The following is a 12,350-nucleotide window of genomic DNA, read 5'->3' on the forward strand; positions in this document are numbered from 1 at the left end:
ACACAAAAGCTCCGTACAGGCTGCTCGCAGCAGCTTGTACGGAGCTTTTTGGCGTGTTTTTTCGCTAAATCAAAGTTTTTAACTCAAAGCCGTTTTCACTGCCGCTTTAGCACGATTTCTTCGGCGATGCCGTCTACGCGGAGATCTTTGCCGTCCAGATACCAGACGTCTTTCTCTTCCATAAAAAAGGTGATGCCGCCGGCTTCTGCCGTCACGGCCGGATAATGCGGAGTATCTTTAATGATCCCGAATGAAAAGGCATCCTCGCCCCCGCCGCTGTAACGCACAAAAATGCGCACATGATCTCCGTCGCCAAACCCCCAGTCTTTCCTGAAAAGATCCGACGCGGCTTCCGTGATCTTGATTTGCATACTCAAGCCCCTCCTTCTGATGACTATCTGAATCCCGTGTTCACGATGAGTCCGGCTATGTACATGTTTCCGTTTCGGACCCGGTTACGGCCCGCCTTCCTCCTTATTATAAACCGTACAAGACCGTGTGGCGCAAGTGCCGCTTGTTTTCCCCGGCTATAGGACGGGTATGTATAGGTAACCCACACGTTTAGGAGGGAATAAACATGGAACAGCCCAAAGGACAAGAAGTGCGCAACGAAAAAAATCCCGATCACAATTCTCCCGAGCAGGAGCGTAAGGTGGACCGCAAGCAGGACATCGAGCCTCAGGCGGAGGAATGGAATACACGCAACAAGATCAGCGGCACTCATCAGGACGAGAACAGCCGCAATTTGTAAGTACGCGAACCCTGTACGGCAGGAAAAGCAAAAAACGCCGGGGATTTTTGAATCCCGGCGCTTTTTGCTTGGAATAACTCCTTAGACCCAGTTGCCTTTGCGGAAGATCGGCTCGATAGTCCCGTCCGCGAGTTCACCGTCGATGTCGAGATCGGCGGAGCCGACCATAAAGTCGACGTGCGTCAGGCTCACGTTGGCTCCTCTCGCCAGAAGTTCCTCCTGGCTCATCTTGGTCCCGTTCTCCAGGGTGAACGGGTAGGCGCTTCCGACCGCAAAGTGGCAGGACGCATTCTCGTCGATACCGGTATTGTAGAAAATCCGGTTGAGATTCGAAATCGGCGAATCGTGCGGCACCAGCGCTACTTCCCCGAGACGTTTCGCCCCCTCGTCGGTATCGAACAGGGATTTGAGATGCTCCTGTCCGACTTCGGCGGAGTAATCCACTACGATTCCATCCTTGAACGTGAGCTTGAACTTATCGACCAGACGGCCGCCTAGATTCAGCGGCATCGTGCTCGATACGGTACCGTTGACTCCGTCGCGCTTGGGCATGGTGAACACTTCTTCGGTCGGCATGTTGGCGACGAAATAATCGCCCTGCTCGTTTTCTCCCCCGCCGCCGAGCCATAAGTGGCCTTCGGGCAGCTCCACCGATAGGTCCGTTCCCGGCGCTTTATAGTGCAGACGGCGGTACTTCTTGCCGGTCAGCCGCTCATGCGTCTCGGACAACTGCGCAATGTGCTCTTTCCAGGCGGCGACCGGATCGTCTTTATCGACACGGTTCATTTTAAAAATCGTTTCCCACATGACGGAAACGCGTTCGTCCTCGGGCAGGTCGGCGAAAACTTTATCCGCCCACGCTTTAGTCGGCGCTTTGACGAGACACCAGCTAAACTTATGGTTGCGGACATAACCCTGGAAGCGTTGTCTTGCGATCGAGGCCGCTTTGCCTGCACGCGAAATCTTGCCCGTATCAATGCCTTTGAACAGCTCCGGATCGGGTACCTTGATGTTCAGCAGGGCTCCGTTGCCTTCGGCAAGCTGTTCCATCATTCTCGCCGTCCACTCCGGATAGAAATCAAACGACTCGTCTGGCGCGGATTCGTACCGGATGCGTGTCGTCTGCTCGTCGCTCCAGTTCACCTCGACGAATTTGGCTCCCGCTTCGTAAGCTTTTCTTACGACATGACGCGTAAACTCCACACTTTCGATCGGCGATTCAATGTACAGAATCTGTCCCGGTTGAATGTTAACGCCAACTTTTACGACCAGTTCGGCATACTTCTCCAGCTGTTTCTGGAATGATGTCATGAATGACAACCCCCTATGTAAAAGATTACTGATGCACCCTTTTACTCTACTCCTCTGCCTTCAAAAAAGAAAGTCCGCTCCATTTGAGTAAAGTCTTTTTGAATTTCTCCACTTTCCGCTGCCCGCATATAAGTCTCTTATAAGTAGTCCTTATTTTTAAGGAAAAGAGAGAAAACAGTAGAAAATGAGTCATTAAATTGCTATTATCGGCTTCTAATGAAATGAAACGCTCCTCTCTCTTCGTTATAATGTCTTTTAGTGATCATCGGCCCCGACTTTCCTGAGAGTGGAACGTCACCTTATTAACCAACTGACCCCATTATAAGAGGAGGATTTTCAACTTGCTTAGACAACTGAATAGAACGTGGTTTTCCAATCCGCGCAGCGATATATTATCCGGGATTACGGTAGCGCTGGCGCTTATTCCGGAAGCGATCGCATTCTCGATTATCGCCGGAGTCGATCCCATGGTCGGGCTTTACGCCTCGTTCACGATGGCGTTCGTCATTTCAATCTTCGGCGGCAGACCCGGCATGATTTCGGCGGCTACGGGTGCAATGGCGCTGGTCATGGCTCCACTTGTCAAACAATACGGTCTGGAGTATTTGTTCGCCGCGACGGTTCTGACCGGAATCCTGCAATATATTCTCGGCCTGCTTAAGCTCGGCAAACTTGTCCGCTTTGTGCCCCAGCCGGTTATGACCGGTTTCGTGAACGCTTTGGCGATCCTTATTTTCACGGCACAGCTCACTCATTTTGTCGGTCAAGGCTGGGTCATGTATGCCCTCGTCGGCCTAACCCTTGCCATAATTTATATCCTGCCGAGATTTACGAAGGTGATGCCGTCCGCACTTGCGGCTATTATTCTTGTTTCGATTGTCACCATTTCTTTCGGCATTGGGGTCAATACGGTCGGCGACATGGGCCGGATCACAAGCTCGCTACCTTTGTTCCATGTGTCGCAAGTCCTGTTTACATGGGATACCTTGAACATTATTTTCCCGTATTCCCTGTCTCTCGCTTTCGTAGGGATTCTCGAATCGCTGCTCACGGCTACGATCTTAGATGAAATGACCGACACGCCAAGTGATAAAAACCGGGAAATCCGCGGTCAAGGCGCAGCCAATATCGTGACGGGCTTCTTCGGCGGGATGGCGGGCTGCGCCATGATCGGCCAATCCGTCATCAATATCAAATCCGGCGGGCGGACCCGGTTGTCCACGCTGGTTGCGGGTCTGTTCCTGCTGTTCCTGATCCTGGTGCTCGGTCCCGTCGTCGAAAAAATTCCGATGGCGGCTCTCGTCGGTGTGATGATTATGGTCTCCATCGGAACGTTCGACTGGAAGTCCATCCCCCGCTTGACGAAAATTCCGCTGTCCGACGCGTTTGTTATGATCGTTACGGTCGCCATCGTTGTAGCGACTCACGACCTGTCCAAGGGAGTGTTCGCGGGCGTTCTGATCAGCGCCGTCGTTTTCGCCTGGAAAATGGCTAAGATCCGCGCGACGGCCAAGGTAAGTTCGGACGGAACCAAGACGTACACGGTATCCGGCCAAATGTTTTTCGGTACGATGACGCATTTCATCGAGCAGTTCGACTACTTGAACGATCCCGAGCGGATCACGATCGACTTCTCCCATTCCCACATTTGGGATCATTCGGCCGTCACGGCTATTTCCAAAGTGATGCTGAAATACGATCTTCTTCATAAAAAGGTGTCTATCACGGGTCTCAACGAAGAGAGCCGACGGCTTGTAGATCGGGTCGGTCTTGCAACCCCGGGCGGACACGGTTAAAGAAGCGCATTCCGGTTTTAACCGGGATGCGCTTTTTGTTGTATGCACGAGAGGCATAACCTCCGGTTGCTGGCATCTACCGGTTCTCACTTACATACGGAAGAGGAATCCGGGATTAATTGCGCCAACCCGGCAGGTTGTTTTTTTATCTCCGATTGCGTTACTATGGAATAAAAACCGTCGCTGCTTACTGTCAGACGCAAGTAGGAATATTTACGCCTGTCTTCATCCGTGACGGAAGGAGGCCACCATCTTATGGAAGAAGTCATCATTGTCGGAGCCGGCCCTTGCGGAATCTCGGCTGCCGTCGAATTGAAGAAAGCGGGCATCCCCGCGCTCGTGATCGAGAAGCACTGCATTGTAAATTCCATTTATTTGTACCCGACCCATCTCCAGTTTTTCAGCACGCCGGACCTGCTGGAAATCGGCGATATCCCGTTTACGACGCCGAGCGACAAGCCCAGTCGCCAGGAAGCTCTTTTTTATTACCGGAACGTTGCCCGACATTTCGATTTGAACATCCGGAGCTACGAAGAAGTCACTTCCATCCGTAAGAAGGACGGCCATTTTGTCGTCACGTCCGTGAACCGCGGCGGTCGGCAAATCGAAACCGAGGCGAAGCATGTGGTGATTTCTACCGGCTATTTCGATACGCCGAACCTGCTTGGAATCCCCGGCGAGGAGCTGCCCAAAGTAACCCATTATTACCGGGAGGCCCACCCTTATACGAATATGAAGGTCGCCATTATCGGCGGCAACAACTCGGCTATCGACGCGGCCCTTGATCTGATGCGCGTCGGCGCAGAAGTTACGGTCGTGTACCGGCAGGAGCAGATGTCCCCGTCCATCAAGCCTTGGGTGAGACCGATTTTCGAGAGTATGGTTGCCAAAGGCCATATCCGCATGCTGTACGCTTCCCGTGTCGTCCGAATCGACGATCTGACGGTAACCGTCGACACGAACGGGTCGCAAGCCGTGCTCGATAACGATTTCGTCCTGGCGCTCACCGGCTTCCGGCCCGACCGGACCTTGATGATCGAATCGGGCGTGGAGCTTCAGGGCGAGCATCTGAAGCCGCTCTATGATCCCGAGACGATGGAATCTAACGTGCCGGGTCTGTATGTCGCCGGCGTTATCGCCTCGGGCCACAACGCCAACGAGATTTTCATCGAGACGGGCCGCAAACATGGCGTGGCGATCGCGCGGCATATCGCCTCGAAGGGGCACACCGATTTATCCAGCTAAATTCTGCCCGGCTGCCGCTGCCGCTGCCCGGTGGCACGCGCCGCCGCGATAAGGAGGAATCCGCTTGTTCGAACGGAAGGATTACTTATTGACGATGATCACGCAAATGGCCGAAGCGATTGCAACCCGCATCTCCAAGCTTCGCAAAGAGAAGAAGCATGCGGAAGCTCTGGCCGAGCTCGGCGAGCTGTACGGCCGGATGCAGCTTCCGCCGTCCAAGCTGCTCGGCTCCGTCCCGGAGGAGGACGCCCTCCGCATGATGATGACGGGAGCCTCGCTGAGCGGCGAGAAGCTTCTGGCGGCCGGCAAGCTGCTCCGCGAGGAAGCGGACATTTACGAAGAAATGTCCGGGGAGCGCGAGGCGTACCAGCGCAGGGTCAATGCGCTGTATTTTTATTTGACGGCGGCAGAGCTGGGCGCGAAATCGGACGACGTGTCCCTTCACGCGGAGATCGCCTACTTGAACCACCGGCTGAAAGCGTACCGCCAACCCGCCGCTGTCCTGTACAAGCTCATGGAGTACTGCTGCGCTGCGGGAAGCTATGACGAAGCGGAAAACCTCCTCTATGAGCTGAAAGGCAGAGATTCTTCGGAAGACGAAGAGCTTCCCGAGCGGGGCCTTGCCTTCTACAGGCGGCTGCTCGCTTGCAGCGACGAGAAGCTGCAGGCGGGCAAGCTTCCCCGCGACGAAGTCGAAGCGGGCCTCCGCGAGTGGCAGGCCGCCTGGCCCCGGCTGTCGGCTGGAGGGACAGGCACCGCCCCTTCGGGGGCGGAGAGCGCGGGCTGACCGGCTACCTTTTTCGTTCGCTCTGCTCTCCCTCGGCGGCAGCATGGTTGGAGAACCTGATCGCCAAAATTCCAACAATGCTCCGCGATATTGAGCAAAGCCGAAAAGATACCTTGAAGCAGCACTGAAAGAGATCGGCAAACCGTTTGAAGAGGAGCAGAAACTGCAACAGTTTGTAGCACGACAGTCCGAAATCAATTCGGTACTAGAGTTTAAAGAGTTGCAAGACCAAGAACAAAGACCAAGAACAGTTTAGTGGGGAAATCACAGAAGAAAATCTTTCTCATGACATGGGGATTGACAGAGAATACGGAGATAGTTTTCTAGTTATTTCCCCATTCCCCAGTAATGGAAGTGAAATTAATCCACTGAGACGACCCATTCAATTGGTCGAATTGAATCCAAATAAAGCTCTAGAGAAAGACAGCGAGCTCCCCCGCCGGCCCAATTCCTGCGAGGGAGCTCACTCTCTTTTTCTGATCAGCACGCAAAAAATTAAGGGTATTCAGATTGTATGGTGGAGACAAAATCAAAACATTTCACTTAAAAATCGGAGAATATGGTGGTATTTTTCTAAAGACTTGATTTGTAGCGATATCTTAGTACAATGGTTTTATGACTACTCAAAAAATAATAAATGACGAGCTCAGAGTCAAAATATTTAAGGCGTTAGCTGATGAAACAAGATTGGACATCATACGAGCTCTATACGCCAGCAAGAAGGAGATGAATTGTGGAGAAGTAGGACACATTCGCGATACAACGAAATCGAATACTTCGTATCACTTGCGTACTTTAAAGGAGGCGAAATTGATCAAGGTACGAAAAGAAGCTCAAGCGAAGTATATGAGCATCGATTTGGAGACATTTCAAACTTACTTACCCGGATTTCTGGATACGTTGTAGAAAGAAATTCTTTTTTTCTTCATTAGTTCAATAATATTTGAACTATAGAACTAACTACAAAGGGTGAATAGAATGATCAAATTAACTGCTTTATTTTTCCTCATCATGTTTGTTATTGGTACGGATACGTTTTTGATTTCTCCGCTCATCCCCACTCTTCAGGACTTGTTTCATATCCCGACCGAATATTCTGGTTGGATGGTGGGGTCTTATGCTTTAGGTTATGCCATTTTTGCACTGATTGCTGGACCGCTTTCCGATGGATGGGATCGCAAAAAAGTAATGCTTTCCGGCATGATCTGCTTCTCGGTTTCAACCATGTTATGCGGCTTTGCCACAGGTTTTTGGTCGATGTTCTTCTTCCGTTTTTTAGCCGGAGTCAGCGCAGCATTTACGGCGCCTCAAGTCTGGGCCTCGATCCCTACTCTGTTTCCAACGTCAAAAATCGTCAAAGTATCAGGAATCGTCATGGCAGGCTTGGCTGCTTCCCAAGCGTTCGGCATCCCTATTGGAAGTCTGCTTGCCTCAACCCATTGGTATTATCCTTTTTTTACAATCGGTGCATGTGCATTACTGGTAGCCGTATTCATCTTCTATGCTTTGCCCGAAATGAAACCGAATCAAGGCCAAAAAACCAAGACTCCGATTTTCAGTAGATACATCCCACTATTGAATAGCCGAATGGCGAGAAAGGCTTTCCTCGCTCATTTCTTATTTCAATGTGGATTCTTTGCTGCCTTTTCTTTCATTGGAAAATGGGTGACGGATCGCTTTTACCTTTCAATTGATCAAGCGGGGTACGTGATGTTTTTTCTTGGTCTCGGGAATATAGTCGGGAGCTTCGGCGGTGCCTATGTGATCAAAACGTTAAACCGTTTCAATACGCTGGTTGTGGGCTTTCTTGTCTCTATCGCATGTTTTATTGTTTTGCCTCACTTGCCATCAGTTGCGGCTTTCGAAAGTGTTTACTTTTTCATATTCGTTAATATGGGGATCGCTTTTCCCCTAATATTGGGAATGCTGAATTCATTAAATCCAACCATCCGCGGCACGATCTCCAGCTTGGCCAATTCAATCATGTACGCTGCGACAACGCTCGGTTCTTGGGTCGCAGGCCTGATTTACGCGACTTTTAACGGTTTTTCCGCCGTAGGCATGTTTGCGGCTATATGCTTTGCCGGTTCGTTGTTATCTTTCATATTCAGCGGTATTTTGACCAGTCACGCGAAAACAAAGAAGGAGTTTGCATCATAAATGCATAGAAGAAATTCATATGGATATTCTAAATCTTTCAAAATTCAACATCCTAAGTATTAGTGAGAATGAATTTGATTTTCTAATACAAGTGGTGACGAACTCTCCACCTTTGGCTTGCCCTCATTGTGGATGTATAGCCAACCTCTACAAACACGATATCAGGGAACAGATCTGTATGGACTTGCCTATTCACGGCAAGCGTGTAGGCCTTCTTATAAAGCGTCAGAGGTATCGCTGTAGAGACTGCAATCGAACCTTTTGGGAACACTTAGACCACACCATAGACGAAAAGCGAAACTGTACCAAACGATTATTGTCTTATATAGAGAAGCAAAGCCTTAAACGCACGTTTGTCAGCATATCCGAGGATGTTGGATTGCATGAAAAAACGATACGTAACATCTTTCGTGATTACATCAATCGTCTTAAAGAAACGCATCGATTTGAAACTCCTAATTGGCTTGGGATTGACGAAATACACATTATTAAGCCAAGATGCGTTTTAACCAACATTGAGGAACGTACTTTGTTAGATGTTTTGCCCAATCGTAACAAGGAAACCGTTGTAGGCTACCTCTCACGCCTTCCAAATAGAGGACAAATACGCTATGTCACAATGGATATGTGGCAACCGTATAAGGACGCCGTGAGGGCTATATTGCCAAAAGCTCTTATCATCGTCGATAAGTTTCACGTTGTCCGTATGGCAAACCAAGCGCTAGAAACCATTCGTAAGCAGCTCCGAGAAGGATTATCGCCAAAAGAACGCCGCGGGCTGATGCACGACCGTCTTATCCTCCTAAAACGCCATATAGCGCTTACAGAGATGGATAAAATTACGCTTGACCATTGGACAAAGAATCATCCTTCTCTCGGCACTGCTTATGACTTAAAGGAATCATATTTCGATATTTGGGAATGTGATAGCAGACAGACGGCATTCCTTAAATACAACGAATGGAAAGCTAAAATACCAACTGAACTGCAATCCGCTTTTGAACCACTTACAAAGGCTATGAAGAACTGGGAAGAGGAAATATTCGCCTACTTCGACCATCGCATTACAAACGCTTATACGGAGTCTCTAAACACCCTTATTCGAGTCATTAATCGTTTAGGCAGGGGATACTCTTTTGAAGCCCTACGAGCCAAAATACTCTTTACAGAGGGACTTAAAAAGCAGCGTAAGCCTAAGTACCAGAGGCGGTTTGATAGCTACGATCTACGGGGGGAAAACTTCCCGATGTTTAATAGGCCACCTATTGGAGTTGTTCGTGAGCCAGAAGAAATAATCTTGCTGGGAATCGATTTTTCCACCTTGATCGAGAAATTGGAGAAGGGCCAGCTATAAGCCCTTCTCCACAATAAAATCCGAATACTCCCAATATTAAAAGATAGTCGGTACCATTCCCCCATCTATTCGGATCGGGGATCCTTTGAAGGCGGAGGCCATCGGGCTGCAAATGAAAGCAGTCAATCGGCCAATCTCCACTGGTCTGATAAACCGTTGGATTTCGGATTGAGGCAGGTTTTTCGTCATAAAGTCTTTCTCTTTAGCCTCGTAGGTCATCTCTTCGTTCGAATAAATGCTCTCGATGATCTCCAGCACGTTCTCGGAGAGGGTCGGTCCCGGCAGGATCGTGTTCACTGTAACTTCGGCGCCGCGGGTCAGCTTGGACAAGCTCTTGGACAATGACAACAGCATGGATTTGGTCACACCGTATTGAGGCATCTGTCCGGAAGGCATGAGGGCCTCCTCACTCGCGATGAAGATAATACGGCCGTATTCGCGTCTCAGCATGGAAGGCAAATAAAACTTGCTTAAGGCGTTGGCGGCGAGAAAGTTCGTGCGGAAGTACTTCTCCCATACAGCATCGTCTACGTTGTCATAGGACATTATCTCATAGATGCCCATGCTGTTGACGAGGATATCGACGTGGGGGAAACTCGAGAATAAAGCTTCTCTTTGCCGCGAATCGACGAGATCGGCGGTTGCATTTCGAGGTTCCGTTTCCGGGAATGCCGCTTGGATCTCAGCTACCGTACGCTCTACGTCATCGTTGTTACGACCATTTATGAGAACATGAACGCCTTCCCTGGCAAGTTCAAAGGCAATCGCTTTTCCTATGCCTCTAGTTGATCCCGTTACTAAAGCTGTCTTATTCTTTAATCCCATATCCATCTGCCTGCACTCCTTGTGTCTAGGATAGGGATCATGATACATCGTTTCGTCTATTCGGTAACTAGCACGGAACGCCAATTCTCTTGCGTGACACGCCAATTGGCAGGAGTCTCCCCTGTCCATAGGCGAAACGCGCGATAAAACGAATTTTGGTCCTCGTAGCCAACGAGAAAAGCGACCTCTTTGATCTCCAGCGCAGGGTTTGCCAAGTAAGCAACGGCCATCTCCCGCCTCGTTTTCGCCAGCAACTGTTTAAAGCTTCCGCCTTCTTCCGTCAGCCTTCGCTGCAAGGTGCGCTCGCTCATCCCAAACTCGGAGGCTACGGTTTGGATGTCGATTCTCCCTCGAGTTAGACACCGAGACAGGAGCCACTGCACCTTAGCGCTCATAGTGAGCTGGCTCTGTCGTTCTTCCAGCGTACGATCCAAGGAGGGAGTCAGAATCTCGAGAAGTTCTTCGTTGTACGACGTGAAGGGGCGGTCCAGATCTTCGCGATTCAGTATGAGCCGATTGCGTCCCGTCCCCGTCCGAACGCGACAACCGAAATAACTTTCAAGAGCTTCAACGTCGCCCATGGGGTTTATGAATTCGACGGAATATGCCTTCAGATGATGACCGGTTCCCCGACGCCCGAGCTCAAGCAGATAGGCGAGCGTAATGCCGACAAGTACCGGCGGTCCGGGTAGTTCGGCATGCTGCCATTCCAATTCAATCGAGTATTGCTCGTCTTCTTCCTGAATCTTCAAGTTTTCCGGAGGACACATTTGCTTATAGCGCGCCATTCGGTTCAGCGCGTCCCGGTAGTCGCAAGCGTGAAAGGTCGCCAAAGCCTCCGGCGGATACTGTGCTGTCTCGTACGCGGTCGCAAGCTTGACGATTCCTGTAGCGATGTCCCCGACTAGTTCGGAATAAGCTTGCCAGATCGAATAATATTGTGCGGTCGTGACTACCGGTTCGGTGATGACGGTTAGCGGTAGACGTGCTTGGCGCGCTACATCAATGGGTTCTATCCCTATCCCCCTCAAGCTAGTCCAGAAACCTCGCGCGATCTTGATGCGGTCTGCGGAAGGAGCGTTCATGGCTGTCGACCTCCAAGGACAAAGTCAAATTGCAATCATCCACGAACCGTGGACCATTGATTCTTCTGATTATAGCCTATCCAGGAGGGGGCAGACCACCCGGTTAATTCATTTGCGGTGGCCTCATGATATATTTTTCTGCGTTATCGTTGAACACTCCCGCCAAGAAATTCATGGCTATATATATCGGAGACTTTTTCCAGCACACGCTGCGCATGTTCTGTAAATTTCAAGTCCGCAATCCGATCTTTGAACAGAAAAACGCCGGTCTCATTGCTGTTTTTGCCCAGAGCTCCCTCATATAATAGGTTGGCTCCATGAGTAGGCGGAGAGGAAAAAAACTTCATAAACAGTTCAAACCCTGCGGTCAGTCCGGAATCTTTTCCTTTTCTTAGCGTGTTGTTTATGCCCGGGTCAACGCTGCGGATCTTGATGCCTTCCTTGGCAAGCTGCGGTGCGACGGCTTGGGTCCACAACGAAAGAGCCAGCTTTGATGTCGCATAGGGTCCATACATTTTGCGGAAAGTTTTGGGACGCTCCAAATTTTCGATCGAAAACTCCTTCGTAAATCTAAACACCTGCGACGAAGTGTTAATCACCGTTTGTAAGCGGCCGTTATTGAGCAACTCCTTCAATTCCATCAGAATAATAAAAGGAACGACCGTCAACAATTCATAATGCAATTCGCGGCCTTGTTTCGAATAACGCAGCTCACTTAAGCCTCCTCCGGCATTGTTAAACAAAATATCGATCTGCTGTTCCTTGCTTTTTATTTCTTCCAAAGCATGTCTCAAGCTGCCATAATCGGTGAGATCCTTCACTTTATAAGCTCGGAGGCGTCCGTCCTTGAGATGATTTTGGAGGAATCTATCCTCCGCCGGAAAACCCGACCGGTTCAAAGTAACCACCTGCCAGTTCTCCGACAGCATTTTCCGGGTCAATGCCAACCCGATCCCGTTACTTGCGCCTGTAATCAGTGCAATATGTTCTCGTTGGTTCTTACTCAATGCATGTCCTCCTTCATTCAGAATTTCAT

At 50.0% G+C, this 12,350-nt stretch carries 12 protein-coding genes; 7 read left to right on the forward strand and 5 right to left on the reverse strand.

The window, feature by feature from the left end:
- Window positions 1-95: 95 nt before the first annotated feature.
- The gene (locus KVT34_RS13395; protein WP_217559193.1) at window positions 96-371 is read right to left on the reverse strand and encodes a HesB/YadR/YfhF family protein; all 276 of its coding nucleotides are present in this window, start codon (window positions 369-371) and stop codon (window positions 96-98) included.
- Between the two features lie 206 nt (window positions 372-577).
- On the opposite strand from KVT34_RS13395, the gene KVT34_RS13400 reads away from it, so the two are divergent.
- On the forward strand, window positions 578-751 hold the full coding sequence (locus KVT34_RS13400; RefSeq protein ID WP_164977147.1) for a hypothetical protein: 174 nt from the start codon (window positions 578-580) through the stop codon (window positions 749-751).
- An 81-nt stretch (window positions 752-832) separates the two neighbouring features.
- Here the strand turns inward: KVT34_RS13400 and KVT34_RS13405 are convergent, their stop codons facing one another.
- Window positions 833-2,062 (reverse strand): aminopeptidase, encoded by a 1,230-nt coding sequence (locus KVT34_RS13405; protein ID WP_217559194.1) that lies wholly within the window; start codon window positions 2,060-2,062, stop codon window positions 833-835.
- Between the two features lie 341 nt (window positions 2,063-2,403).
- Here KVT34_RS13405 and KVT34_RS13410 point away from each other — a divergent pair, with 341 nt between their 5' ends.
- From KVT34_RS13410 to KVT34_RS13435, 6 genes are all read left to right on the forward strand, one after another.
- The gene (locus KVT34_RS13410) at window positions 2,404-3,858 is read left to right on the forward strand and encodes a SulP family inorganic anion transporter (protein ID WP_217559195.1); all 1,455 of its coding nucleotides are present in this window, start codon (window positions 2,404-2,406) and stop codon (window positions 3,856-3,858) included.
- Window positions 3,859-4,113: 255 nt separating this feature from the next.
- Window positions 4,114-5,103: a YpdA family putative bacillithiol disulfide reductase gene (locus KVT34_RS13415; protein ID WP_217559196.1), complete on the forward strand. Its 990-nt coding sequence runs from the start codon at window positions 4,114-4,116 to the stop codon at window positions 5,101-5,103.
- A 64-nt stretch (window positions 5,104-5,167) separates the two neighbouring features.
- Complete coding sequence (locus KVT34_RS13420) at window positions 5,168-5,890, forward strand: DUF6483 family protein (RefSeq protein WP_217559197.1); 723 nt, start codon at window positions 5,168-5,170, stop codon at window positions 5,888-5,890.
- 615 nt (window positions 5,891-6,505) lie between these two features.
- Window positions 6,506-6,796, forward strand: a complete 291-nt coding sequence (locus KVT34_RS13425) for an ArsR/SmtB family transcription factor (protein WP_039273287.1) — start codon at window positions 6,506-6,508, stop codon at window positions 6,794-6,796.
- A gap of 72 nt (window positions 6,797-6,868) precedes the next feature.
- Window positions 6,869-8,050 carry an MFS transporter gene (locus tag KVT34_RS13430; protein ID WP_217559198.1) on the forward strand — a complete coding sequence of 394 codons (1,182 nt, stop codon included), beginning with the start codon at window positions 6,869-6,871 and terminating at the stop codon, window positions 8,048-8,050.
- Between the two features lie 19 nt (window positions 8,051-8,069).
- Window positions 8,070-9,404: an ISL3 family transposase gene (locus KVT34_RS13435; RefSeq protein ID WP_217559199.1), complete on the forward strand. Its 1,335-nt coding sequence runs from the start codon at window positions 8,070-8,072 to the stop codon at window positions 9,402-9,404.
- Between the two features lie 36 nt (window positions 9,405-9,440).
- On the opposite strand, the gene KVT34_RS13440 is transcribed toward KVT34_RS13435, so the two are convergent.
- From KVT34_RS13440 to KVT34_RS13450, 3 genes are all read right to left on the reverse strand, one after another.
- Complete coding sequence (locus tag KVT34_RS13440; protein WP_217559200.1) at window positions 9,441-10,235, reverse strand: SDR family NAD(P)-dependent oxidoreductase; 795 nt, start codon at window positions 10,233-10,235, stop codon at window positions 9,441-9,443.
- Between the two features lie 50 nt (window positions 10,236-10,285).
- Window positions 10,286-11,314 (reverse strand): helix-turn-helix transcriptional regulator, encoded by a 1,029-nt coding sequence (locus KVT34_RS13445; RefSeq protein WP_217559201.1) that lies wholly within the window; start codon window positions 11,312-11,314, stop codon window positions 10,286-10,288.
- 143 nt (window positions 11,315-11,457) lie between these two features.
- Entirely contained in the window at window positions 11,458-12,321 is an 864-nt protein-coding gene (locus tag KVT34_RS13450) for an SDR family NAD(P)-dependent oxidoreductase (RefSeq protein WP_217559202.1), read from the reverse strand.
- Window positions 12,322-12,350 lie beyond the last annotated feature (29 nt).

This window comes from Paenibacillus sp. GbtcB18, from assembly GCF_019091125.1.
GTDB classification, from domain to species: domain Bacteria; phylum Bacillota; class Bacilli; order Paenibacillales; family NBRC-103111; genus Paenibacillus_F; species Paenibacillus_F chitinolyticus.

Excerpts from the sequence above, each read along its gene's own strand:
- KVT34_RS13395 (WP_217559193.1), bottom strand. The coding sequence starts at position 371 with ATGCAAATCAAGATCACGGAAGCCGCGTCGGATCTTTTCAGGAAAGAC.
- KVT34_RS13400 (WP_164977147.1), top strand. The coding sequence starts at position 578 with ATGGAACAGCCCAAAGGACAAGAAGTGCGCAACGAAAAAAATCCCGAT.
- KVT34_RS13405 (WP_217559194.1), bottom strand. The coding sequence starts at position 2,062 with ATGACATCATTCCAGAAACAGCTGGAGAAGTATGCCGAACTGGTCGTA.
- KVT34_RS13415 (WP_217559196.1), top strand. The coding sequence starts at position 4,114 with ATGGAAGAAGTCATCATTGTCGGAGCCGGCCCTTGCGGAATCTCGGCT.
- KVT34_RS13425 (WP_039273287.1), top strand. The coding sequence starts at position 6,506 with ATGACTACTCAAAAAATAATAAATGACGAGCTCAGAGTCAAAATATTT.
- KVT34_RS13430 (WP_217559198.1), top strand. The coding sequence starts at position 6,869 with ATGATCAAATTAACTGCTTTATTTTTCCTCATCATGTTTGTTATTGGT.
- KVT34_RS13435 (WP_217559199.1), top strand. The coding sequence starts at position 8,070 with ATGGATATTCTAAATCTTTCAAAATTCAACATCCTAAGTATTAGTGAG.
- KVT34_RS13440 (WP_217559200.1), bottom strand. The coding sequence starts at position 10,235 with ATGGATATGGGATTAAAGAATAAGACAGCTTTAGTAACGGGATCAACT.
- KVT34_RS13445 (WP_217559201.1), bottom strand. The coding sequence starts at position 11,314 with ATGAACGCTCCTTCCGCAGACCGCATCAAGATCGCGCGAGGTTTCTGG.